The 25,171-nt window shown below is 42.8% G+C and carries 23 protein-coding genes and 1 other RNA gene; 11 read left to right on the forward strand and 13 right to left on the reverse strand.

Annotated elements, in window-relative coordinates:
• Nucleotides 1-79 precede the first annotated feature (79 nt).
• The 3 genes from Q6344_10005 to Q6344_10015 all read left to right on the forward strand — a co-directional run bounded on the left by Q6344_10005 (nt 80) and on the right by Q6344_10015 (nt 4,448).
• Entirely contained in the window at nt 80-715 is a 636-nt protein-coding gene (locus tag Q6344_10005; GenBank protein ID WLG12937.1) for a response regulator, read from the forward strand.
• A 123-nt stretch (nt 716-838) separates the two neighbouring features.
• Complete coding sequence (locus Q6344_10010; protein WLG12938.1) at nt 839-2,632, forward strand: ATP-binding protein; 1,794 nt, start codon at nt 839-841, stop codon at nt 2,630-2,632.
• Nucleotides 2,633-2,732: 100 nt separating this feature from the next.
• Nucleotides 2,733-4,448, forward strand: a complete 1,716-nt coding sequence (locus Q6344_10015) for a sigma-54 dependent transcriptional regulator (GenBank protein WLG12939.1) — start codon at nt 2,733-2,735, stop codon at nt 4,446-4,448.
• A 75-nt stretch (nt 4,449-4,523) separates the two neighbouring features.
• Here the strand turns inward: Q6344_10015 and Q6344_10020 are convergent, their stop codons facing one another.
• Complete coding sequence (locus Q6344_10020) at nt 4,524-6,026, reverse strand: S41 family peptidase (protein WLG12940.1); 1,503 nt, start codon at nt 6,024-6,026, stop codon at nt 4,524-4,526.
• Nucleotides 6,027-6,378: 352 nt separating this feature from the next.
• The gene (gpmI, locus tag Q6344_10025; GenBank protein ID WLG12941.1) at nt 6,379-8,037 is read right to left on the reverse strand and encodes a 2,3-bisphosphoglycerate-independent phosphoglycerate mutase; all 1,659 of its coding nucleotides are present in this window, start codon (nt 8,035-8,037) and stop codon (nt 6,379-6,381) included.
• 260 nt (nt 8,038-8,297) lie between these two features.
• Between gpmI and ssrS the strand changes: the two genes are divergently transcribed.
• Nucleotides 8,298-8,493: non-coding RNA, 6S RNA (gene ssrS / locus Q6344_10030), on the forward strand.
• A 140-nt stretch (nt 8,494-8,633) separates the two neighbouring features.
• Here the strand turns inward: ssrS and Q6344_10035 are convergent.
• The gene (locus Q6344_10035; GenBank protein ID WLG12942.1) at nt 8,634-9,254 is read right to left on the reverse strand and encodes an FxsA family protein; all 621 of its coding nucleotides are present in this window, start codon (nt 9,252-9,254) and stop codon (nt 8,634-8,636) included.
• Nucleotides 9,255-9,508: 254 nt separating this feature from the next.
• Between Q6344_10035 and ruvC the strand changes: the two genes are divergently transcribed.
• Nucleotides 9,509-10,093 carry a crossover junction endodeoxyribonuclease RuvC gene (ruvC, locus tag Q6344_10040; protein WLG12943.1) on the forward strand — a complete coding sequence of 195 codons (585 nt, stop codon included), beginning with the start codon at nt 9,509-9,511 and terminating at the stop codon, nt 10,091-10,093.
• Between the two features lie 130 nt (nt 10,094-10,223).
• On the opposite strand, the gene Q6344_10045 is transcribed toward ruvC, so the two are convergent.
• The 5 genes from Q6344_10045 to Q6344_10065 form a co-directional block, all read right to left on the reverse strand.
• Nucleotides 10,224-11,204 (reverse strand): META domain-containing protein, encoded by a 981-nt coding sequence (locus tag Q6344_10045; protein ID WLG12944.1) that lies wholly within the window; start codon nt 11,202-11,204, stop codon nt 10,224-10,226.
• Between the two features lie 294 nt (nt 11,205-11,498).
• A complete protein-coding gene (locus tag Q6344_10050; protein ID WLG12945.1) occupies nt 11,499-12,161 on the reverse strand; it encodes a glutathione S-transferase family protein in 663 nt (220 codons plus the stop codon).
• Between the two features lie 234 nt (nt 12,162-12,395).
• Nucleotides 12,396-13,034 (reverse strand): peroxiredoxin, encoded by a 639-nt coding sequence (locus Q6344_10055; protein WLG12946.1) that lies wholly within the window; start codon nt 13,032-13,034, stop codon nt 12,396-12,398.
• Nucleotides 13,035-13,274: 240 nt separating this feature from the next.
• Nucleotides 13,275-14,036 (reverse strand): phospholipase D family protein, encoded by a 762-nt coding sequence (locus Q6344_10060; GenBank protein WLG12947.1) that lies wholly within the window; start codon nt 14,034-14,036, stop codon nt 13,275-13,277.
• 146 nt (nt 14,037-14,182) lie between these two features.
• Nucleotides 14,183-15,922, reverse strand: a complete 1,740-nt coding sequence (locus Q6344_10065; GenBank protein ID WLG12948.1) for a glutamine--tRNA ligase/YqeY domain fusion protein — start codon at nt 15,920-15,922, stop codon at nt 14,183-14,185.
• Between the two features lie 273 nt (nt 15,923-16,195).
• On the opposite strand from Q6344_10065, the gene Q6344_10070 reads away from it, so the two are divergent.
• Entirely contained in the window at nt 16,196-16,711 is a 516-nt protein-coding gene (locus Q6344_10070; GenBank protein WLG12949.1) for a peptidylprolyl isomerase, read from the forward strand.
• Nucleotides 16,712-16,826: 115 nt separating this feature from the next.
• On the forward strand, nt 16,827-17,681 hold the full coding sequence (locus Q6344_10075; protein WLG12950.1) for a UDP-2,3-diacylglucosamine diphosphatase: 855 nt from the start codon (nt 16,827-16,829) through the stop codon (nt 17,679-17,681).
• A 133-nt stretch (nt 17,682-17,814) separates the two neighbouring features.
• Here the strand turns inward: Q6344_10075 and orn are convergent, their stop codons facing one another.
• The gene (gene orn, locus Q6344_10080) at nt 17,815-18,402 is read right to left on the reverse strand and encodes an oligoribonuclease (protein ID WLG12951.1); all 588 of its coding nucleotides are present in this window, start codon (nt 18,400-18,402) and stop codon (nt 17,815-17,817) included.
• 220 nt (nt 18,403-18,622) lie between these two features.
• Between orn and rsgA the strand changes: the two genes are divergently transcribed.
• From rsgA to secB, 4 genes are all read left to right on the forward strand, one after another.
• The gene (gene rsgA / locus Q6344_10085; GenBank protein WLG12952.1) at nt 18,623-19,726 is read left to right on the forward strand and encodes a ribosome small subunit-dependent GTPase A; all 1,104 of its coding nucleotides are present in this window, start codon (nt 18,623-18,625) and stop codon (nt 19,724-19,726) included.
• A 173-nt stretch (nt 19,727-19,899) separates the two neighbouring features.
• Nucleotides 19,900-20,355 carry a rhodanese-like domain-containing protein gene (locus tag Q6344_10090; GenBank protein ID WLG15194.1) on the forward strand — a complete coding sequence of 152 codons (456 nt, stop codon included), beginning with the start codon at nt 19,900-19,902 and terminating at the stop codon, nt 20,353-20,355.
• Between the two features lie 317 nt (nt 20,356-20,672).
• Entirely contained in the window at nt 20,673-20,936 is a 264-nt protein-coding gene (grxC, locus tag Q6344_10095) for a glutaredoxin 3 (GenBank protein ID WLG12953.1), read from the forward strand.
• A 168-nt stretch (nt 20,937-21,104) separates the two neighbouring features.
• The gene (gene secB, locus Q6344_10100) at nt 21,105-21,557 is read left to right on the forward strand and encodes a protein-export chaperone SecB (protein WLG12954.1); all 453 of its coding nucleotides are present in this window, start codon (nt 21,105-21,107) and stop codon (nt 21,555-21,557) included.
• Nucleotides 21,558-21,797: 240 nt separating this feature from the next.
• On the opposite strand, the gene adk is transcribed toward secB, so the two are convergent.
• The 4 genes from adk to Q6344_10120 form a co-directional block, all read right to left on the reverse strand.
• Nucleotides 21,798-22,454: an adenylate kinase gene (gene adk / locus Q6344_10105; protein ID WLG12955.1), complete on the reverse strand. Its 657-nt coding sequence runs from the start codon at nt 22,452-22,454 to the stop codon at nt 21,798-21,800.
• Nucleotides 22,455-22,674: 220 nt separating this feature from the next.
• Complete coding sequence (gene ccmI / locus Q6344_10110; GenBank protein ID WLG12956.1) at nt 22,675-23,955, reverse strand: c-type cytochrome biogenesis protein CcmI; 1,281 nt, start codon at nt 23,953-23,955, stop codon at nt 22,675-22,677.
• Complete coding sequence (locus Q6344_10115; protein ID WLG12957.1) at nt 23,952-24,515, reverse strand: cytochrome c-type biogenesis protein CcmH; 564 nt, start codon at nt 24,513-24,515, stop codon at nt 23,952-23,954. Before Q6344_10115 ends, ccmI begins: the two co-directional genes overlap by 4 nt.
• Nucleotides 24,512-25,171 (reverse strand): DsbE family thiol:disulfide interchange protein, encoded by a 660-nt coding sequence (locus Q6344_10120; protein ID WLG12958.1) that lies wholly within the window; start codon nt 25,169-25,171, stop codon nt 24,512-24,514. The genes Q6344_10115 and Q6344_10120 overlap by 4 nt, the downstream gene beginning before the upstream one ends.

The following is a 25,171-nucleotide window of genomic DNA, read 5'->3' on the forward strand; positions in this document are numbered from 1 at the left end:
AACGACTCTAATGATTTTATTTTTTGTCATTTAGCGTCAATAAAAGCCTTCATTCTGACAAACAACAAAGAGTATCGTTATGATTAAAGTACTGGTAGTAGATGATCATGATTTGGTGAGAATGGGTATTAGCCGCATGTTGTCAGATAGTATCGATATCGAAGTAATCGGCGAAGCGGACAGCGGTGACATGGCCATCAAATTGGCCAAACAATTACGCCCTGATGTGGTTTTGCTTGATGTCAATATGCCTAATATTGGTGGGCTTGAAGCAACCAAACGCTTAATTCAGCTGGATATGGGTATCAAAATATTGGCCGTCAGCAGTATGTCAGCGCAGCCTTACCCTTCTATGCTTATCAAAGCGGGAGTAAATGGCTATATTACGAAGGGCACGCCGCTCGATGAGATGATTCGCGCTGTCAAAAAAATCTATCAAGGTGGTCGTTATTTTAGCCAAGATGTCGCTGAGCAACTGGCTGATGTTTTGCTGTCAGATAATGCCAACTCGCCTTTTGACTTACTGAGTGATCGCGAAAAACAGGTGGCAATGATGGTCGTTAACTGTCAAAGCCCGCAGCAAATCGCTGATCAGCTATTTGTGAGTGTCAAAACCATCAACACTTACCGTTATCGTATTTATGAGAAAGTTGGGGTTGATAGCGATGTGAAGTTAACACATCTGGCCATTCGTCATGGTCTAATTCAGCCATAACTCATTAGGGCGTGTCCTCAATTCAATTGATGGACATCTACATGGGCTGAAAATGGCTAAATTTTATATCTATTTTAAAATGAGGACACGCCCTAGCAACTGTTCCCTTATTGCGGTCAATCTATGAAGCCTGCTACTAATATCGTCTCTGCTGTTACTCACTATTTGCATCGTGATGACACGCTATCTCTACCTCAATTGCGCAGGTTGGGGCTTATTTATAGCAGTTACCGCTTTGCTGTTAGTCTGTTTTCTCTACTGATGGTGTATATCACCGCTCACTCTGACAACAGCCTCTCTCTACCAAGCTTTTTACAACAAACAACGCTCAGCTTTTATTTCCTGCTTAGCCTTATTTTACTTGGCTTGTTTTATGTCGTTAATCAGCAAATGCGGCGACAGCTAGCCTTTGGTTTAGTATTAGACGTCATTATATTAAGCTTATTACTATATACAGCGGGTGCGCCTGATTTACAGTTGACCATGCTATATATGGTGGTCGTCGCAGCGAGTTTTATGTTGCTACACGGCTCACAAGCCTTAATTATTACCTTACTCGCTATTATTTTTGTCATTTATCAGCAATTCTTTTATGCCATTGCCAATAGCATGAGCTTAACAAATTTAGGGGACGCATTGCTCATGTCAGCCAGCTTTTTGGCGGTTGGTGGTTTGAGCTGGTCCATCTCACAGCGTTTGGTACAACTTGAAAAAGTAGCAGCGAGTCACGCTAAAGAAGTTGAACGATTAAACGTCATCAACCAAGAAGTCATCACGCAAATGGTTAATGGTGTCATCGTCATCGATAAACAGCATATCGTTTTAGCAAACCTTGCCGCTCACCAATTACTTAGCCTTTCGCCCACCCCTTCCGCATCATTGCATAACACCTCTATTGATACAAAAGATACTAGGAACAATACTCGCAGTGCACTCTTATCTAACTTCCAGCAGCAGCTTGGCCAACAACATACGCAGCTATTTAAAGCCTGTTTGTCAGTAGCGGCAGGCCAATCACGCACCTTTATTTATGATTTGCCTGCAGTCGCAAACGCTTCCATATTCGGTAAACTGCGCGTACAAATCATTCCATTAAAAGATGACAGTAAACTGATAATGTTAGAGGATTTACGCCGCGAACAAGCCAGTGCCCAACAATTGAAGCTGGCTTCTTTAGGGCAATTGACAGCGAGCATCGCCCATGAAATAAGGAATCCTTTGGCAGCGATATCACAAGCCAGCCAATTATTAATGGAAGATGTTATAGAATCCAATCTAGAGGTCGATACAGCAGATAATACGATAACGCCGACTATTTCAAGTGATGATATGGCAGCGAATCATGAGCTTTATCAAATGATATTTTCACAAACAAAACGCGTGAATCGCATTATCGAAGATGTACTAAAACTGTCGCGCCAGCAAACCGCAAACCAGCAGGCGATTATATTGGCAGACTGGATGCCAATATTTTTAGAGAATTACTTTCAAGGACACGATGTTTTTCTACATGTAAAAACACAACCGACCATATCATTCGACACGCATCAACTAGAGCAAGTCTTAATCAATTTAATTAACAATGGCTTGCGCTACAGTAGCTACGCCCACCCTCATGCCTATGTGGAAATCGAGATTTATTGTGCGGATAACGATGTTATAATTGATATCTTGGATGCTGGTCGCGGGGTTAGCACCAAAGATTTGGAACATTTATTTAATCCATTTTTTACGACAGACCAAGCAGGGACAGGCTTAGGACTGTATTTATCACAAGCTTTTTGTGAGGCCAACCAAACTCGCTTGCTTTATATTCCTGAACATGAGAAAACCTGTTTTCGCCTGATAGCACCTGCTATTGGCGCCTATAGTCATATTAATAAAATTGAACATAGTGTTGATACCACTATTTTATAAATATTAACGTTACCAAGTATTAACATTACATAGAATACTTTGCCATTAAGGCCTCTTGGTTTTTACCATTTTATAGCTATTGAATACGATGAGATGATGTATGACAACAACCGCGCTAGTCGTTGATGACGAAGTGGATCTGTGCCGATTGATGCAAATTACTTTGACCAAAATGGGCATTAAAAGTGATGTAGCATATACTCTGTCGCAAGCAAGATCATACTGGCAAGACAATGATTACGATTTTTGCCTGACTGATTTAAAGCTGCCTGATGGGTCAGGACTAGAGTTGGTAAAAGAAATCAGTAATAGCTCTAGTACGCCCATTGCCGTGATTACTGCTCACGGCAGTATGGATCTCGCCATTGAAGCATTGAAGCTTGGTGCTTTTGACTTTGTGAATAAACCTCTTGAGTTACCGCGCCTACGTCAACTGGTGGAAAATGCTTTAAAAGTTATTCATCAAGACAATGAAGCAAAAGCCACAGCCGAATGCTCACCTGAACAAAAACTGTTGGACAGTAGACTCATTGGTGATTCTGCGGTGATGCACCCACTGAAAAATACTATTTTAAAATTGGCACGCTCACAAGCACCTGTATTTTTGTCAGGCGCTTCGGGTACTGGTAAAGAAGTGGTTGCCCGATTGATTCATGATTTAAGCCCACGCCGTGATGGTAGCTTTGTACCAGTAAACTGTGGAGCAATACCATCAGAGCTAATGGAGTCAGAGTTCTTTGGTCATAAAAAAGGCAGCTTTACGGGAGCTGTCGCTGACAAACAAGGGCTGTTTCAGCAAGCCAATGGCGGCACGTTATTTTTAGACGAAGTGGCTGATTTGCCTTTAGCCATGCAAGTAAAACTACTGCGCGCCATTCAAGAAAAAACGGTGAGAGCCATTGGTGATACCAAAGAGGTTCCCGTAGATATTCGTATCTTATCCGCCACCCACAAAAACTTAAACCAATTGGTACAAGACGGTGCGTTTCGACAAGATTTGTACTACCGTATCAATGTGATTGAGTTAAAACTGCCGACGCTCAATGCACGTCGTGATGATATCCCTGTATTAGCCAAGCACTTTTTAGCATTGATTGCTGATGAATGGCAGCTAGAGAACCCACCCATACTCACTGTTGAGGCATGCGAGCGTTTGCAAGATCATAACTTTGCGGGCAATGTTCGTGAACTGCGTAACGTCCTTGAACGGGCAGTAACCCTAGCAGAGACACCGCACATTGACATCAGCCACTTGGGTTTGCCTGATATGGATATAAACCATCACCGCACAGTCTTTCAAGATCAGAAGAGTGAGCCAGCGGTTGTCAATAATACTCAACATTCTGAGCGTCAAACAAACCATCAAATGATCGCTCAATCGATAGAAAATAGAGAAAAAGTCATTCAATCTATGGATGAGACAATAGCGCCACAGGTCAAGCAAGTGACGACCAACCTGCACCCTTATCGTACTAACGCTCAGCACTACCCTTCTATGATACAGCGTTCAGAAAGCCATCTTGCAGAAATCCCAAACCATACAGCCCGTCATACTCACGAAGAATCTGTCACCCATCGATCTATTCTGCAAGAAAGTGATGAAAAAGCAATTCTAAGCAAATTAAAGGATGGTCAGTTACCCTCTCAAGGGTTGGAACACTACCTACAAGAACAAGAAAAACAGTTGATTATTACCGCGCTAAAACAAACGGCTTGGAATAAAACGCAAGCAGCTGAACTACTAGGTACCACTTTTCGCTCGTTACGCTATCGCATGAAAAAACTAGAGATAGCTGAGGATCAATTCGAGCCATAGCATTTGCCATTTTTGAATAACGACAAATGATATTTTAACGTTGATATATTGCGATAGCCTGTCTTTAAGCGAGCATTACTGAACCCTTTTGCCTGCCACCGCTTGATCAACTTTGGCAGGTTTTCGGACAAAACGAATGCCCGAATCAAGTGCTTTTGTTTTTAGTAAAGCGAGCGCTTGCTGCTCCCATGTACTTTCACTTCCTGACAAGGTCATATCAGGCTCTACCCCGATTCCATCGATCTTATTGCCTGATGCTGTCATGTAGTTGGCGACGGTTAGTTTGACAGCCTGCTCATCATTCAGTGGAATGACCGACTGTACCGACCCTTTACCATAGCTGACTTCACCAACGATTGTGGCACGTTTTTGTGCTTGTAAGCTACTGGCCAGCACCTCTGCCGCTGACGCAGAATAGCGATTTTGCAACACCACCACTGGCAATGATTCAAGTATCGCCAGACCTTGAGTGGATAGCGTACGCGTGTCACTTTGACGACCCTTTACTTGTACCACATCAGTGTCGCTCATAAACAAACTGGCCACGCTCACCGCCGACGTGAGCACCCCGCCTGGATTATCACGCATATCTAGCAAGATACCTGTGATAGGTGCGTCTAGATCTATCAAGCCTTCCAAGAGCTTTTCACGGCTATTATTTTGAAAGGCAGGTAACTTAATAACAGCAACACCGTCAATGAGACTTGCCTCGACCGTTTGAGGGTGGCTGTTATTACGCTGCAAGGTCGTGGTATGTTTGCGGCGACCAGCTTTTGAGGTGACAACATCTACTTGCGTCCCCGCAATCCCTGTCAAAAGTTGCTCGATATCGTTACTTTCTTTGTCTTCATCAAGTTTGAAATCACCGACTTGATGTAAATAATCGCCAACCGCAATGCCCTTTTTATCTGCAGGCGATGCATCAATAACTTCTGTAATCACCCAATAGCCATCTGTAGGCTGATAATTGACTTTGATACCGACGTCGCCCACATCACCTTCGGTAAAGGCACGCAGGTTTTCATAAGCCTCAGCATCTAAAAATTCAGCATGACTATCTAGCTTAGTCAACATACCACTCAACGCATTATTGAACAGCTCTTCATCGTTGACCGCATCTACATATTCACGGCGTACCAAATCCACTACCGCAACAAACGTCTTGAGCGTTTCTGGAGAAATGGCATTCAATGATACTTGCGCAACCTCAGGTGGAATACTGACATCGATCTCGTTCGTATCATCGGTCAAGGCACTCTCATCTGCGACACTGTCTATCGAATCGTCAACTTGGTCGGCCGACTCAAGCATATCAGCGACATCTGATAAATTATTAGTGTCATCTTCTGTGACTATCTCATCGGTATTTAAGCTAATCAGTTGTAGACTGGCGGTGGGATTATTGATGGTCGCATTAGCTGGTGACTTCGCTGCTTGTGCGTAAATACTGGCAGTGCTGAGCCCAATCAGACCTATCATCAATGCAGGTTTAAAAATAGTCGGCGCAGTGAATACCTTCATTGCTTGTTTGCCCAATCGCTTCGTCACTGGTAAGCGCATAAAATAAATAGAACGCATAAGAGAACTCGTTTAATAATAGAATTATTTTTATAGATATATGGATGAATATTTATCTCATAAGATAGCACCAAGAGCCAGTCTAAGACTAGGAGAGTATTGCAAGTAACATTCACGACAACTCATATGATTTCATCAAATGATGAGTAGCGGTGTCAAGTTTGTTTAGCAGACGAAATATCATGCTTGCCCTTATTTTTCTCACTCCTTAAACATTTAAAATTATATAAAGTCAGCCAAATATCTCTTAAAAAACAGATCAAAAAAAGGAGAGACAATAAATATCTCTCCCCTTTCTATTACTTCTAACAACGCTAGTAAATTGTCAATATAATAGTATTAAATGCCTAACTTACAACGCTGGAACCAGTAAGCTTTCGCCCGTCATTTCAGCAGGCTGCTCAATATCCATCAGCGTCAAAATAGTCGGTGCGACATCGCTCAACTTACCACGACTACGTACTTGTAAGTTTTTCTCACCCACATAAATGAGTGGTACATGTTCAGTGGTATGTTGAGTATGTACTTGACCACTTTCGTAATCTTGCATCTGCTCACAGTTGCCATGATCTGCCGTGATAAGCATATCACCGCCAGCAGCGCGTACCGCTGACTCGATGCGGCCAACACAGACATCTAGTGCCTCTACTGCTTTTACGGCCGCATCAAAAATCCCTGTATGCCCGACCATATCACCATTGGCATAGTTGACAATTAACACGTCATATTTGCCTGATTCAATGGCAGCCACTAATTTATCAGTCACTTCAGGCGCACTCATCTCTGGTTTCAGATCATAAGTCGCCACATCTGGAGAGGGTACGAGAATACGTGTCTCGCCCTCATACTCTTCTTCACGACCACCGCTAAAGAAAAACGTCACATGCGCGTATTTTTCAGTTTCAGCGATACGCAGCTGAGTTTTACCATTGTCTTGCAAATATTCGCCAAGCGTATTGGTCAATGACGTGGGATAATAAGCAACGCTAGTTTTTGGATTGTCTGCTAACACGTCAGAATATTTGGTCAGCATCACAAATGCCGCAAGTTTTGGCTGCTTATTACGGGCAAAACCTGAAAACTCATGATCTGGCAAGACAAAAGCTTGCGCCAGCTCACGGGCACGGTCAGCACGGAAGTTCATAAAGATAAGCGCGTCATTGTCATCAACGGTATAAGGCACTTCATCACGGCCAATGACTACGGTCGGGTTGATAAATTCATCGGTTTCGCGTGCCTTATAAGCAGCTTGTACTGCGCCATCTGCACGCGTAGACAGACGATCAGCTTTACCTTCAGTGATAAGCTCATAGGCTTTTTGGACGCGATCCCAGCGATTGTCACGATCCATTGCATAATAGCGCCCAATGATACTGGCAATCTGTACGCGGCCGCCTTCATAATGAGCATTAAGCTTATTGATATGATCGCGCAGACGATTAATATACTTATCCGCCGATTTAGGTGGGGTGTCGCGTCCGTCTAAAAAACAATGAACAAAAACATTTTTGGCGCCGTGCACTAACGCCGAGTGGCACATCGCTTCGATGTGATCTTGATGAGAGTGGACCCCGCCGTCTGACAGCAAACCCATGATATGGACGTTACCACCCAACTCGTTCGCGGCTTTTACCGCATTGACTAAGGCTTCGTTTTTATAAAATTCACGATTGGCTACTTCACTTGAGATACGAGTCGAATCTTGATACAGAACGCGACCCGCGCCTAAGTTCATGTGCCCAACTTCTGAATTGCCAAACTGCCCATCTGGCAAACCAACGTCTTCTCCAGAAGCAGATATCAATCCATGCGGATATTGCTGATAAATCCTATCCAAATTTGGCATATTGGCGGCAGCAATCGCATTATCCTTATCGTCTTCACGATGCCCAAAACCATCTAATATCATTAAGACATGCGGCACTTTTTTATTTTGATCGCCATCCTGCTTACTATTGAGCTGAGCCTGATTATCATCGATAAATGCTGATTGTTGCTGGGTATTGGTCATGGATTACCGCTCCTCAAGTGAATGAACGCCTATAATGCTATATTAGGATGTTTAAAGCCCTCTATATTAACACACATCTTAAAATAGCTGAAAAATCGTCATTTTACGCCCACTCTTAAGCGTTTAAAGCATACTTATTTAAAGCACATCTATCAGTAGAAAAGGCGGTTAAAAGTTAATAGCAATAATGCCACTCTCTAAATCTACGTATCAATCTGTAAATCATACTTGCAATCATTCAAACCATTCGTTAATATAATTATATTCTGAAGTGTTGGCTAGTAGATGTTTATTCCCTGAGCCGATAATGCTTTACCAGGATGTGGTACCTATTGCTTCATTGTGTATGCCTGCACCGCTTGCGGTGTATCAGGAAACCTGCAGAGGCAGTGACGCATCCGCCCTGAACTTCACGGTTCATGGGTCACCATCTTACAGCGGCACTTCGGTTGTTCTATTCGGTTAATTATTATCTTATTTATATTCGGTAGGTTTACTTATAATCTACCATTTCATAAAGACTTAATAGTAACCATTAAAAAGCCCCTTTTATCATTGATGAAAGGGGCTTTTCTTATGCTTGCCTATTAATTTAACTATTCATCATTAGCAGATTTGGTGATTTTTTTCACATCCTTGGGAATAGTTTTTGCTGTCCCATCAATCGTTGTATGCTGTTTAAACCCATCACCAAACGGGTTTTGTTGTTGACCAAATGGGTTCTGATTATTCATACCACCTGCGCTGCCGAATGGGTTTTGACCGCCCATGCCACCAAACGGATTTTGTCCGCCGCCCATCTGTCCACCCATTTGCTTGGCCATCATTTCCATCATTTTTTGCTGATTATTCATGACATAATTATTAGCAAAGTCTTTGAGCTTCTTTTGCACGGGTGGCAATATCACCAATAATGCGAGTAAATCGCTCAGCACACCTGGAATGAGTAGCAAAATACCAGCCGCTGCCATGGCCACACTTTTCATCATGGTTGATTCTTGCGGACGCATTGATGGGTTCATCATGCCACCTGCTTTCATCTGCTGTGCCATTGGATTGAGGGCAGCCATCCCTTTACGCAAGAGGGAGATACCGATGACTGCGGCGATAATAAACCACATAAATACCCACCAACCACTCATAAACTGAGCAAGCAAATACCAAAGTAGCATTTCGATAATAAACCAAACAATGGCAATACCAACTATCTGACCCATAAAGTGTCGTCCTATAAAATAAAAACCAATAAATTGAGCGCCATGCAAATTAAGATGGCTAACATATGATGTATATGGGGATTGATTGCTATACTATCAAACTTAAGGCTGATTTTTAAGCCATATAGTCGGTACAATATAATTTGGATACAAGGAAGATGAGTAAAGGTACTACGAGTAGTAGGCTGAGCGAGTCTGACACCGTATCCAACTTATATAGGATTGAAAATAAAATGTAAGCAAGATGGAATATTATGGCAATTATTATTGGAATTGATCCTGGTTCGCGCATGACCGGTTATGGCATCGTGCAGCAAACAGGCGACAAACTCACCTATATCGATGCAGGTACCATACGTACCGACACCAAAGAGATGCCTGAACGTCTAAAGCGGATTTTTAATGGCTTAACGCGCATCACACAGCATCATTTGAAATATGCAGATGAGCCTATTTATACAGCTATTGAGCAAGTGTTTATGGCTGAAAACCCTGACTCAGCGTTGAAACTTGGGCAAGCGCGAGGTGCTGCTATTGCCGCCATGGTTGCTCTAGACTTAGAAGTATCAGAATATACTGCACGCCAGATTAAGCAAGCTGTTTGCGGTTATGGCGCAGCGGCAAAAGAGCAAGTGCAAGAGATGGTCTGCCGCATACTATCTTTGGATGTCGTGCCACAGCAAGATGCCGCCGATGGTCTTGCCTGCGCCATCTGTCATGCGCATTCAAGCCATTCTATGAATAAATTAATATTAAACAGCGCCATGCGTGGGCGCGGTGCATCTAAGAAAAAAGGCCGCTGGCGTTTGACAGAAGAAGATCTAGGGAACTTGCGTTAAGAACGCTTATAAAACAAGCATAAAAAAACACGCGTTCAAATGCCGCGTGTTTTTCGAACTATCTAAGTTATTTATACTATCGTTTTGCTATAAAATAGCTTTACTATAAAAATGCAACGGCTTAAACCGACTACTCTGCGACGGCACTTTCAATCACTGCATCCAACACATAAGCATATGCTTCGCCTTCTATACTATTGCTATTGTCACTGTCTAATGGGTAACGCTGTAGACGTAATACTTCATCGTGCATGCCATCATGCTGATAGCCATCGATTTCACCCGTAAAGACTGCCCACTTGCCTTCGCTCGTTTTAATACCTTGGTCATCATAGGTAATGGGTTTCACTTGTAGACACATCTCTGAGCCATTATCGGTGCAAGGTATCATTTTCGAGCTTACTGCCCAGAATACGGTCTCACCTTTACTATTATACTTGGCTTGTGAGGTAAGCCTGCCTTCCCAAATCAACGTTGCTCCGACACTGGTCACTTGGGTTAATATTGGCTTATCACTCTTGAGACTATCATCCTGAGAGTTGTTGTCTTTAGCGTCGCCATCTTTGGCACTGTTAGCTTTCACTAATGTTAACTGGCTTTCACCTTGCATCAGCTGATTTAAACTATTTTCAGCCTTATCGAGCTCACCACAAGACATTTTCGTACTCATACCCTCTTCAATATTCAAAGTGTGACCTTGCAATTGGTAGCCGGCGCTCATGGTATTACAGCCAACACTATAACTTAACGTATTCTCACCTTGGTATTGATTAAAAGACAAACGCACTTGGTCTTTAATATCCGTCAGCATGTTTAATGGCTGTGCGCCTTTGTCCATTACAGACATCAATGTCCAACGATAACGTGAAAGATTGGCAATCATTTTCTCTTCAGCGCTCATCTTATCCATCTGAGTCTCATCCGTTACTGCATCAGCGTTCATATCTATGCCATCATCATTTATTGCATCAGCGCTTGTCTGAGTGCCTTCTTGTACATCACTTTCATTGGGCAAAGAGGCATCTTGGCAGGCACTTAAAAAAACGCTTAGTGCCAACAAACTTGGTAGTAAAGTGAATCGAATTGGCCGTTTTTTAACAGATGAGGTCATAGCAGTTATACCTTGTGGTTATCCCTTTTTTAAGTCAAAGTATTTAAAAAATCAGGTTAAATATTTAACAATAAGGGGCTGATGATATCCACTTAATTAAAGCGTCACAATTCACCACTATAGCGCCGTTGATTACTATGGTTGTAACAAAGTGTTTATTTTTATGGATTCATCGTAACTGCTATTTTGATATTTAAAAGCACCATAAAAAATCAATGGTCTCTGATAATTGGAAATTTCATCAATTATTCAAGACCATCAATGATGTCGCATTTTTAATTTTTCGCGCTAGTCTTACTCGTTTGTATGAGCAATTTTGGCTTTTGCCATATTTTTAATACTAAAACGCTCATTCATCATTTGATAAAAACGCGCAAGATTTTCGCCCTGCTCATTCGGATTTACGTTAAGGACTTTACCAAAATCTAAACCGAGATATAGGACGATATCAGCAAAGCTTAATTGTTCACCGACCAAATACTTACGACCTTCTAAAATATTTTCAAAATAAGCGAGGGCTTTAACAGCCCGTGCAACAGATGGCGCGACAAACTCTGGGACTTGCTCAACGCGTTGGGCTTTGGACGGATGGCTGTGTTGAAAAGCCAGCATGAAGTTATATAATACCTCAAACTCAGCAATGCGGCGCATAGCGCACACTTGCGCACGTTGTATTACATCATTACCCATCACCGAACGCTCACCATAGACACGGTCGAGATACTCACATACAGCCTGTGAATCATTGAGTACCGTGCCATCCCCTAGTATGAGAACTGGCACGGTCTGCATTGGATTTATTTTGGTGAACTCGTCTGACATTTGCTCATTGGCAGCAAAATCAATATCAATCACGTCTACATCATCCATATCATCGACATCGATGCCTTTTGATGCTAACAAAATAAGGGCTTTACGTGGATTGGGCGCAGTACGGGTGACGTATAGTTTTTTCATGGCAAACTCCTTGTAAGATTGAACAAAAGCGATTCAACGCTATCTGGTTTTATTATGGTTATTACGCTGTTGATGATAGATGAAGACTGGCGATTCTTTATACAACAGTTATATCCTACTCTGCTCATCATAGCAAAGCCTTATTAGGCTTGCTTTTTTGATCAGAGACTAAATAACAAAAAGCCCCACAACGTTACGTCATGAGGCTTCATTTCATTCATCCAATCATACTACTTATTTATTGGGTGCAGGCGTGGTACGTAAATAAGGCTTAATTTCTGTATAACCTTTAGGGTATTTAGCCGCGATATCTTCGTTTTTGACACTTGGTGGAATGATGACATCATCACCATCTTTCCAGTCAACTGGCGTCGCAATATTATATTCATCAGACAGTTGTAGAGCATCAATGACACGGATAATCTCGTCAAAATTGCGACCACAGCTTGCAGGATAAGTCAGCGTTAAGCGGATTTTTTTCTTTGGATCAATAATGAAGACACTGCGTACCGTATGCGTGCTATCTGCATTTGGATGCATCATGTCATATAGCTCAGCGACTTCTTTATTCGGATCAGCAATGATTGGAAAATTTAACTCAGTACCTTGCGTCTCACCAATGTCTTTTGCCCACGCATGATGGTCATCGATACCATCAACAGAGATACAGATTGGCTTGACACCACGCTTTTGAAATTCGCCATTCAGTGCCGCAGCACGACCAAGCTCAGTAGTACATACTGGCGTGAAATCAGCTGGATGAGAGAAAAAAACGACCCAATTATCGCCTGCCCACTCGTGGAAATTGATATTACCCTCTGTGGTTGCAGCGTCAAAATTCGGTGCGGTATCGCCTAAACGTAAATGTGCCATGCTTAATTCCTTAGCTATGTTAGTGATGAGCACTAATATCCAAAGATATTCACGTGCTCTATTATTATCAACGTACTTCTTATTATCAACGTGCTCTGTCAGATATTACACAATTACTCAAAGCACGTCAGCAAAAATTCTATTTTATCTTAGCAAACTGGTTATGACTGTCTTGTGAAGGATTGTAATGCGGTTATTCTGTTTATTACTAAGTAATTTAGCATAGACTTAACGAATGAATCAAATCACCATCCCAGAATCCCACAAACAAAAATCACCGAATTTACCTTTTTTACTGGTGCCACCTGCTGCACGCCCAGTATCTGTTAATGTAAGCTCACCTTCTTGCTCTTGTAAATATCCCGCTGCAAGCAACTTATCATTTAACTCTTGGGTCTTAAAACCCAGCTCTTTGGCAAGTTTCGCCGTCGTTAATTTAGAGTAATTAGGCGTTGCCGCTTCTGTAGCAGTAGGTGCGACCGTTGTATTAGCATTATTGCTGGGCATTGTATGACTGGCAGTAGCAGTATTATCAGTCCTACCATCAGATTCCGTCACTTTTTCAAGCGACATGCGCACTTCATCGCTGATACGAATAATGCGCTGTGCCTCCTCATAAGTATCGGCATATAGTTTGGCATCTTCATTACGATAAATCAGCACGCCCATTTCATTATTATTGACTTGGCTAAATTCATAAAGGTTCAAACTGGTAATAATGCATTCGTTTTCATTGAGGTAGCACTTCGCATGCAAATTTTTGCAAAAGCTGGTACGAATAAAGGTCAGGTTTTTGAGCCAGTTTATTTCTTCTGGGTGCAGGTCATTTTTACCATAAACGATTCTAATATCAATTTTGAGACGATTACGATCTTCTAGCAACTCTTTAATACGTTCATTCAGCTTTAAATAGGGACTGATGATAATCAACCTATCAGACGCATTTTTAATCAATTCTTCTAAATGGTAAGTCGTGCCACTGCTGTTTAAAAATTTTGCCATTATTATTTCCTCAAATCTTACGATCAATCACTTTATAATCATGCACAAAAAAGCCCATCCCTAGCGTACTAGAAATGGGTAAGCTTGCAAACCACTATTGTTCAGTAGTTTTTCAAATAAGCGCTAATGCCGTTAATAGTGATAAATTAAGCTGGCTTATAGCTGTCACGCAAGCTGACGATTTGGTTAAAGACTGGTTTGTCAGTGCTATGGTCTTCGCTATCAGAGATAAAGTAACCTTCACGCTCAAACTGGAAGCGTGTGCCAGCGTCCGCATTCACCAATGAAGGTTCAACCACGGCATTGAGTTCAGTCAACGAGTTAGGATTCAATGCTTGGTGGACGTCAGCGACGCCACTTGGGTCTTCGACACTAAATAACTGCTCATACATGCGCACCGTTGCTGGGATGCCTTGGCTAGCCGATACCCAATGAATCACGCCTTTAACCTTACGACCTTCAGGATTTTGACCCAATGTCGCCGGATCAATCGTCGCTTTTAGTTCAACGACATTACCTGCGTCATCTAGTACATGTTCGGTCACTGCCAAGACATAGGTGTTACGCAGACGAATTTCTGGCTTTTCTGGTGATAGACGCTTATAACCTGCTGGCGGCTCAATTTCGTAATCGCCTTGATCGATATAGAGAGTCTCAGTGAAAGGAATCTCACGCTCGCCCATATCGACATTAGGATGATTTGGCTGCGTCAGCCATAAGGTTTGCGAAGCATCATCAAAGCGAGCATTGACGCTGTCCGCTTTTTGCGATTCCCAACTGCTGACCGCTTCGGCAAAGTTGGTAATGGTCACTTTTAATGGCTTAAGTACCGCCATACCACGACCTGTGGTCGTCTCTAATGATTGGCGAATACTAAATTCTAATAAGCGAAAGTCAACGACGCTGTCTACTTTGGTTACACCAACACGCTCACAGAAATCACGTAAACCCTCTGCTGTATAACCACGGCGACGCATGCCAGCAATCGTCGGCATACGCGGATCATCCCAACCACTAACGATATTTTCGTCAACCAACTGTTTAAGCTTACGCTTGCTGGTCAAGGTATGATCGACATTTAAGCGGCTAAATTCATACTGGTGCGGTGGTACATCAAAGCCAATTTTGTCAATGACCCAATCATAAAATGGACGATGATCTTCAAACTCCAGCGTACACAATGAATGGGTAATGCCTTCGAGTGCATCAGAGAGCGGATGGGCAAAATCATACATGGGATAAATGCACCATTTATCACCCGTTTGGTGATGTGCTTGATGCATAACGCGGTAGATAACGGGGTCACGCATATTCATGTTTGGGCTTGCCATATCAATTTTGGCGCGCAACACTGCTTTACCTTCCGCAAACTTGCCTTCTTTCATGTCATTAAAGAGGGTCAAGTTTTCTTCAACACTGGCAGAACGATGTAGTGACGCTGTGCCTGCCTCATTGAATGAGCCTCGGTTTTCTTTAATTTGCTCAGGCGATTGCAAATCTACATAGGCATCGCCCTGCTCAATCAACTGCACAGCCCATGCATACAACTGGTCAAAGTAACCTGACGCATGATGCGCCTCTCCTGCCCACTCAAATCCAAGCCATTTCACATCGTTCTCGATGTTGTCGATGAAGTCTTGCTTTTCTGCAGTAGGATTGGTGTCATCAAAACGCAGGTTGCACACACCGCCGAACTCTTTGGCCACCCCAAAGTTTAGGCAGATAGATTTTACGTGCCCCAAGTGCAAGTAGCCGTTTGGCTCTGGCGGAAAACGCGTCACGATTTGTGGGTATTTTTGCGCCTTGACATCGTCACGAATGATATTGCGAATAAAATCGTTTTTTTGTTCGTCTTTTTGTGCATTGTTGCTTGAGTGCTCACTCATCGGGCATTGCTCCTAACGCAAATTGTCAGTTCATGCTACGTGCCATCACGCAGCATGGAAAATTCAAACCAAATCATTAAAAACAAGTTATTAAAAATGATAATAAAAAGCTAAAGTTGCGTTATTCTATCAGCTTTTGCGAACGCATTAACAGCCTGATACATGACACGAGATAAAAAAGCCGTTAGACTAGCCATAACTTTTTAACCACCAACTTTTTAGCCACCACTTAACAGCGTCATTTTAGGCGCTGCAATCAAAGAGGAATATCACATGGTAGACATGCCACCAGTAGTAGAACTAGACACCAATATGGGTGCGATCGTTATCGAACTCAATGAAGAAAAAGCACCAAAAACCGTTGAAAACTTTTTAAACTATGTAAAATCTGGTCATTATGACGGTACGATTTTCCATCGCATTATTGACGGCTTTATGATTCAAGGCGGCGGAATGGACGCTGAAATGAATGAAAAAGCGACCAATGCTCCAGTTGAAAACGAAGCAGACAACGGTCTAAAAAACGATGCTGGTACGATTGCGATGGCGCGTACGCAAGATCCGCATTCAGCAACCAGCCAGTTTTTCGTTAACGTAAAAGACAACGATTTCCTAAACCATTCTGGCAAAAACATGCAAGGTTGGGGCTACACTGTATTTGGTAAAGTAACAAGCGGTATGGACGTCATCGAAAAAATGCGCGGCGTACCTACTGGTCGTTTCGGCATGCATGCTGATGTGCCAAAAGAGCCAGTGGTTATCAACTCAGCGACTATCATCACTAAGTAACTGCTATTAAATAACGGTTTCTCAGTAATCATTCTTCAATAGTTATTACTCAGTAGCGATGAGTCTGTAAAAGCTTATGAGTCGTTGCTGTTTAAAATTACGAGGATAAGGATAAATGCAAAGTTTTGACCACCTAATTACCACCCGCCCTCATGAGGTGCGGCAAGTATTGATTAGCGATTTGCATTTATCGCCTGAAGAGCCTGCCTTAGTGCAGGCTTTTTTGGCGCTGCTTGATGATTGCCTTGCTCTGCCTGCGCTCAAGCGCTTATTTATCTTAGGTGATTGGTTTGAAGTTTGGCTCGGTGATGATTTTTATTTGTCTTTATCCGACGAGGAACGACAAAGTCATTGGCTCACTCCGCTTATCGTTAAATTAAAAAAACTGCGCATAGCTGGCTGCGAGATTTTGGTCATGCATGGCAACCGTGATTTTTTGTTAGGTCAGCCATTTTGCAATTTATTCGGTGCTGAGCTTATTTATGAGCCATACACCCTACCTGTCGGGCAGCAGACTTATCGGCTAGAACACGGCGACGCGCTCTGTACCGATGATAAAAAGTATCAGTTCTTTCGCAAGATAATGCGTAACCGTTTAACACAGTGGTATTTGCTCAATAAATCATTAGAAAAACGCTTGGCTATCGCCGATAAAATGCGGCAAAAGAGCCAGCAGAACAACGCCAATAAAGCGGCGTATATCATGGATGTGAATGATGAAGCGGTGTTACAAGCAGTGGCTGATAGCGATGCATTACTACATGGTCACACCCATCGTCCAGATATTCATCAGGCTACCACTGATAAAAAACGCTACGTACTCGGCGACTGGCGATTGTTAGATAAAGACACCCGCCAGCCAAAAGTAAGTGCGGTGATTGGCGCAGTGACAGGCGACGAGCATTCAAATGACAGTTTTAATAGTAATGCTGCTGAATTTAGATTGATTGAGTTTAAATCGCTCATTTAATTTCGTTTTTTTTGAGCACCTCTAAATAATAAAAAAGGTCTGTTGAATTATCAACAGACCTTTTTTTATATAAATGACACTGCATGATTGACGCGAATCTAAGTGTCAAACTATTGATCGCTCAACTCTTAATTTACGGTATTAATTTAAAGAAATGCTGACGATAATGCTTTAGCTCACGAATAGAATCACGAATATCATCTAACGCTAAGTGACTACCACCTTTTTCAAAGTTTCTGAGAATATCAGGACGCCAGCGGAAGCAAAGCTCTTTGATTGACGACACATCCAGATTGCGATAATGGAAGAATTTTTCTAATTCCGGCATTTGACGCGCCATAAAGCGGCGATCTTGACAGATAGAATTGCCACACATTGGCGACTTACCACTATCGACCCATTTATTGAGAAACTTAATCGTCTCAGCTTCGGCCTCTGCCAATGTCACGGTACTACGGCGGACACGGTCGACCAGTCCTGACTGACCATGCTGCTTGGTATTCCAATCATCCATTTTATTTAACGTTTGATCCGATACTTTTATAGCGAACACTGGCCCTTCGGCAAGGACATTTAAATCTTCATCAGTGACAACGGTAGCAATCTCGATAATCTCGTCATTCAAGGTATCCAGCCCGGTCATTTCTAGGTCAATCCATACCAGCCCTTTTTTGCCTTGGTTTCTAATTTTAATCTTGTTGGGGTGGTCACCGGTACTCATAAAATATCCTATGGTCAATAAAGTTTAGAACAACTTTGGAGCAATATTAATTAGATAAATCGCCTATCAATGTTCATGCATAAGTAGCAAAACGTTGCATCTACTGATTTATAACCCTTAAAACGTTACAAAATCTCTGTCTGCAGCAGGCGCTTTAGGCTGTATGTTATCAAACTTTCACGCTACACTTAGCAATATTTTTTTAATAGGTTTAAAACCCATGGCATTAATTCGGCAACGCAAGCTGACTAAGCAACAGATTCGTCGCATCGACAAACAACAGCTGGCAAGTCAAGACAGCATCGATGACAGTTTGATGGATGGCGTGGTCATGGCGCATTATGGCAAGCAGTTGGAAGTACAAGTGACCAGCTTGCCTACGGTGATACCTGTGCAGCCGGAGATTGCACCCGATGATCCTGAGCCGTTTTGGCAAGAGCTGGCATTAGGCGATATTTGGCGTTGTCATGTGCGTACCAATTTACCGATGCTAGCCGCTGGTGACCAAGTACGCTGGAGTGCTGACCCTAATACTGGCTTTGGACGTATTGAATCGGTCAAGCCGCGTACCTCTCTGGTCTCGCGTCCTGATCGTTATCATAAACTTAAACCTGTCGCCGCCAATGTCGATATTTTAGCCATTGTCTTCGCGCCGCTACCTGCTGCCGCGCCAACCCTCATCGATCGTTATTTGGTCGTCTGTCATCATGCTGGTGTAAAGCCACTGTTGGTGCTTAATAAAGCCGATTTATTGGCAGAAGAAAACGGCGTCGATACCAAAGAATTATTGGCACAATATGCTTCTCTCGGTTATGAGAGCGTTCTCACCTCAGTCGATTGCCCTGAAAACGTCGCGTATAGTGATGAGCAAGAAGGGCTGGATGAATTAAAACGTTATATCGATAAAAAACTGGTTATTTTTGCGGGGCAATCTGGTGTCGGTAAAAGCAGTTTGATTAATGCCCTACTACCTGAATCGGCACAAAGCGTCAATATCATCTCTGATAACTCAAAACTTGGTCAACATACCACCACCACCAGTCGCTTATTACCATTTAATCCAGCTGACTTGACCCAAGGCGGTATCGTCGATACCCCAGGTATCCGCGAGTACGGCATTTGGCATCTTACACCCGATGATATCATTTCAGGATTTGTAGAGCTTGCACCGTTATCTGGCAACTGTCAGTTCCGTGATTGTCGTCATACTCACAACAGCAAAGGCTGCGCACTATGGCAAGCGGTTGCTGACGGCGTGGTATTGCAGCGCCGTGTGGAAAACCTCGTTACCCTAAGAGAAGAGGCAGATACTAAGCCCTATTAATATTGGCATTATTAGTATCCGCCTTATTAATCGCTGCCTTATGGGTCGTTAATCGCTTGGTTGACCATCGCCCGTTTACTATGGATGGTCTAATCGGTATAATAGCGCCTTGTTCAGTATCGTTAGGCTGTCTTCTCAGCTTAACCGAACACTTATTTTTTTGGAGGTATGGTTTGGATCGTGCGCTGGAATTTGTGGGCAACCACCCGTTTTTATTTGGTATATTAGCCGTACTTGCCGTGCTATTTTTTACGATTGAAAACAAACGTAGTGGCAGAAAAATATCGCCCAATACCTTAGGTATGATGGTTAACTCGCAAAACGCGCAGCTAATCGATATTCGTGCCAAAAAGAAGTTTGAGACTGGTTACATCCAAGGCAGCCGTAACATACCGTTCACTGAGCTCAAAGACCGCTTAGAAGAAATCCGTGCAATTGAGCAGCCAGTAATTATCATTTGTGATATGGGTGTGCAAGCAGGCGCGGCGATTCAGATGATCGGCAAGGACAGTGTCTATCGCTTAGAAGGTGGTATCGGCGGTTGGCAAGCAGCGGGCATGCCATTGGTTGGGTTAAAGGATGCAAAGCCTAAAAATAAAGGCAAAGCCAAACCAAGTCTACATAAGTAGTCCGCTATACTGCTGTTTAAAAATATTTAGCCCGTATCAATTCATATATGATTGAGGGGCGTTGAATATTCACAAATAAAAAAGACACCTTATCGATAGGTGTTTTTTTGTTTGTGGCATTTGTGCTACCGTCAGCGCTTTTATACTCAGACATCTTGAATTTGCTCTGCTCATCCCCACTTTAATAACGAGCATCACCGAATCTATCTTCAATTTACTTGCTGGTAACGGATTATAAGAATTTTTATCAAATAATTATTTATAATACTTTTTATAATAAAACGCTTACCTTCTAAACTTATAAATAAGGATTTACCATGACTGTCGCTGTTAAAGTTTATACGACGCCTATCTGCCCATATTGCTCAAACGCCAAACAACTCTTAAAAACTAAAGGCGTTGACTACGAAGAAATTGGCATGCACGATATGAGCCGCGAAGAGCGTCAAGAATTAATGAAAAAAACCAATAACTATCGCACTGTGCCGCAAATCTTCGTCGGTGAGACCTTTGTCGGTGGTTTTGATGAGCTCAATCAAATGAACCAACAAGGCAAACTTGACGAGCTATTAGCAGGTTAATCTGCTACTTTTCGTTGCTGTCTGTCTTTGCCTGTGCAATGATAGACAGCGGCAAAGATAAAAGAGAGTAATAAAAACATCCAGATTTTGTCTCGATTTATATTACAATGAACTTTTATTAAAATGACAGTTTGTCCAACTACTTGATCAACTTTTAGAGGATTTATCATGGCTGAAGAACAAGCACAACCACAATTGGCACTAGAGCGTATCTACGTAAAAGATATGTCACTTGAAGTCCCAGGCGCTAGTGTGTTCACCAAAGAGTGGAACCCAGAGCTTGATATCAATTTGTCTAGCAACGCTGAAAAACTGGATGACGATCATTATCAAGTCATCTTAACTGTGAGCGTTACAGCAAAAAATGCGGAAGAAGCGGCATTTATCGCTGAAGTGCATCAAGCAGGTATCTTCTTATTAAAAGACATCCCAGAAGACCAAATCGGTCAAATCTTAGGGGCATACTGCCCGAACGTTTTGTTCCCGTATGCTCGTGAAGTCATCAGCGACATCGTAACGCGTGGTAGCTTCCCGCAGTTATTGCTAGCCCCTGTCAACTTTGACCAAGCTTACGCGCAAAGCCAGCAACAAGCACAAGTTGATGCTGAAGGTAACGCCTAAGCATTAATTAAAGTATATGAGCTTTATGAGTCATATGTTTTGATAAAATAGCCGTTTACTCATCACGAGTGAGCGGCTTTTTTGTGGATGCTGTTTAAGCGCTTACTCAATAGAATCGTTGAGCAATGAGAGTTCTGTTTAGTAGTATTGTAAGACAGATACTTAAAACCATCAGACATAAAAAAACCCTGCTAATAAACAGGGTCTTCAATCGCGTCATCAATTATTTAAAATCGATGATTAGCCTTTTAACGCTGATAAAATTTGTTGCTTAACATCATCGATGCCTTGCGTGCCATCAAACTTATCATAATTAGGGGCATCGGCACCTTCTTTGGCCTTGTCTTGATAAAAGCCAACAAGCGCTGATGTTTGCTCATGATAAGTCGCTAGACGATCACGAATGGTAGATTCTTTATCATCTTCACGCTGGATTAGTGCTTCACCAGTCACATCATCGATACCATCGACCTTAGGTGGATTGTGATCAACGTGATAAACGCGACCTGAACCAGGATGTTGGCGGCGACCAGATAAGCGCTTGACAATCTCGTCATCCGGCACGCTAATTTCGATTACATGATCGATAGCAACGTCAGCATCTGCAAGTGCTTGAGCCTGTGGAATCGTACGCGGAAAACCATCCAAAATACAACCATTGGCACAATCAGGCTTAGCGATACGTTCTTTCACTAGGTTAATAATGAGGTCATCAGAAACCAAACCACCAGCATTCATGATGTCTTTGGCTTTTTTGCCAAGCTCGCTGCCTTCTTTGATCGCTGCACGCAGCATATCGCCAGTTGAGATCTGCGGGATATCATATTCTTTAGAAATAAACTGGGCTTGGGTACCTTTACCGGCGCCTGGTGGACCTAGCAAAATAATACGCATCATTACACGATTCTCCTTAATAGATAGGATTTTGGGACTAATAAAACTCAGGGATTGGTTGTTTGCCAAGCTACCTTACCTTGTGGCTTGGCAAAGCTCAAGTATTTTCATTATTTGCAGTGATAAGTTGTCATGACTTATCTGTTCATATAATGCTATTGCGCGCTGCTGTATCGGACAACAGCGCTTACGTCAGAGGTGCTGACAACAACAGATATAAATACTATGGAATTTGTTGATTAATTTCAACATTGACCTGATTTTGTTCCGCACTAATCACCACTGGATTACCTGACAAATCCCCTGACTCTGCACTGGCAGTACCACTATGGCTGATACGAGCGATGACAGCCAACTGAACTTTATCCGCTCTCGCCGATTTCAAAGTACGTTCAGACATCATGGCATCCAAATCGCTTAGGCTAATGCTGGCTTCACCTTGCTTGATAACACTGATCGGCAAACGTTTGGCAGCAAATGGTGGTCCACCATTGACATCACGTATGGCGACAAACAACACATCGTCGGCTTTAACTAACGGCAGCAGGCTAGCATTAATCGTAACAGTCACTTCAACACCTTCAGAGGCTTGCTGTTGCTGAGCGGTGACATTAGCACTTAGCTCATCTAGACTCGCCAATGCTTTGGTATGATCACCAGGTTTAGCCGCAATACTGTCACGTAGACGCTTAATCCAGCCTTGTGCTTGATCAAAATTACTACTCCGTGCCTCACCCATTGCCATGAGCATTTGCGCGCCCTCATGCTCTGGATTTTTAGCCAACACGTCTTGTAGCACTCGGCGACTATTAGCGTCTAATTGGCCTTTATTGGCAAAGAAGCTAATCTGTGCATAGGTGGTTGCAATCTCTTCATTGTCTGGTGACAAACGATAAGCACGCGACAAGGCTTCAATTGCGGAATCCGTCGCTTCTAATGATAAGAATAATTCTGATAAACGCATCCAGCGATCTGGATCATCAGCGTGACGATAGACATTGGTCTGCATGGCACTAATCAGCTGTTGACCATCTTCAATCGCCCAAGCAGGCGGCTGATCAATCTTACCCGTTAACAATTCATCAGCCACTTGACCCACTTTGTCTTCAGCTGCCCAAAGCTCGAACACAGGCGTACGATCGCCGACCATCAAATACGCCATCGCCGCGAGGACAGGCACCCAGACAGTAATAATCAATCGGCTTTTGATACCAGGTGCAACCATCGGTGTGACTTCACGCTGAGCATCCAATAACTGGCGTTCAAGCTCCAGTTTTTGGTTCTGGTAATGGCTGTCATCGATAGTGCCATTGTCTTTATCTGTTTTTAGTTCTGCTAGACGCTCACGGAACACAGCAACGTTGATATCCAACAGCTGATTGTCCATAGGCTTTTCTGGCGAGCGTGATGCTCGCAGCCAAGGCATGATAGTAATAACAGCGAGTATTAGGGCGATGAGTAAGCTTAGAGCAATAAATAAGCCCACAGTAGAGAATATGGTCATTTTTTGTCCTTGAGGCTTGTAATATCATGGTCGTTTTTGTCATCGCTCGAAGCACGTGATAACAGACGATCAATCTCGGCTTTTTCAGCAGCAGATAGAGCAGTAGCCGTACTATTGACCGTTACCCCGCTTTCACCACTAGCGACAAGCTGACGTCGTTTGCTTTGCCAGAACCAGCCTATGAGTAAACTGATGAGTAATAGTGGCGGAAAAAACCACAAAATCCACGTTGATGGACGGACAGGCGGCTTATAAGTGATGAAATCGCCATAACGTTCCTGCATATAAGCACGAATCTCGCCATCACTACGACCATCTTTTATCAAATCATAGGTTTTTTGCTTTAAATCTTGAGCAATAGGCGCATCCGATCCTGCAAGATTTTGGTTTTGACATTTTGGGCAACGCAGCTCTTCGATGAGACCACGATATTGGGCTTCTTGCTGCACAGAATCAAAGTCATAGACCTCAATAGCAGCATAGCTTGCCATACTTATTAGACAAGCTATTAATAAGCTCGAGACTTTTAACGTAACGGCTGTTATTTTATTGGCTATCATTTACACGCCTCCGCAACCTGAGTCGGATCTGGACTGACGTCATTATTATTGGCTTCATTGAGCACCATCAAGCAAGGCGTAATACGGCTTTGCCAGTTGCTTTCATTGATCTCACCAATTATGTGCTGACGAATAATACCATTACCATCGACTACGAAAGTCTCAGGCGCACCCGTTAAACCTAAGTCCAAAGCAAACTGACCAGATAAATCCTGAATAGACATCGAGAACGGATCGCCACCTCGGTTTAAGTAGCCTAGTGCATCGCCAATGTCATCTTTATAGTTGACCCCGACCAGATTGACACCGCGCTCCTCTAGTTGCATAAGAAAAGGATGCTCAATAATACAAGTTGGGCACCAAGAGCCCCAGATATTCATCAAAAAGGGCTTATCAGGCAAATTCTCATTGGTCATGATACGACTGGTATCTGATAATAAAGGTAGCTCAAAAGCGGGCACTGGGCGCTCAAGTGCCGTATTGGTAACGATATCCGTCGGCTTACCCAAACGCAGATATAGCATGATGATTAAGCCAATGAAAACGATCAGTGGAATCAAAAACCATAGCTTAAGTTGCTTTTTATTCATGGTTTTCGTGCCACCTATCTTATCTTGCTTTGCATTTTGCTCAGGGGATTGCTTTGATGTGCTCAT

Origin of the sequence: Psychrobacter cibarius (assembly GCA_030686115.1) — a bacterium.
Lineage (GTDB): Bacteria > Pseudomonadota > Gammaproteobacteria > Pseudomonadales > Moraxellaceae > Psychrobacter > Psychrobacter cibarius_C.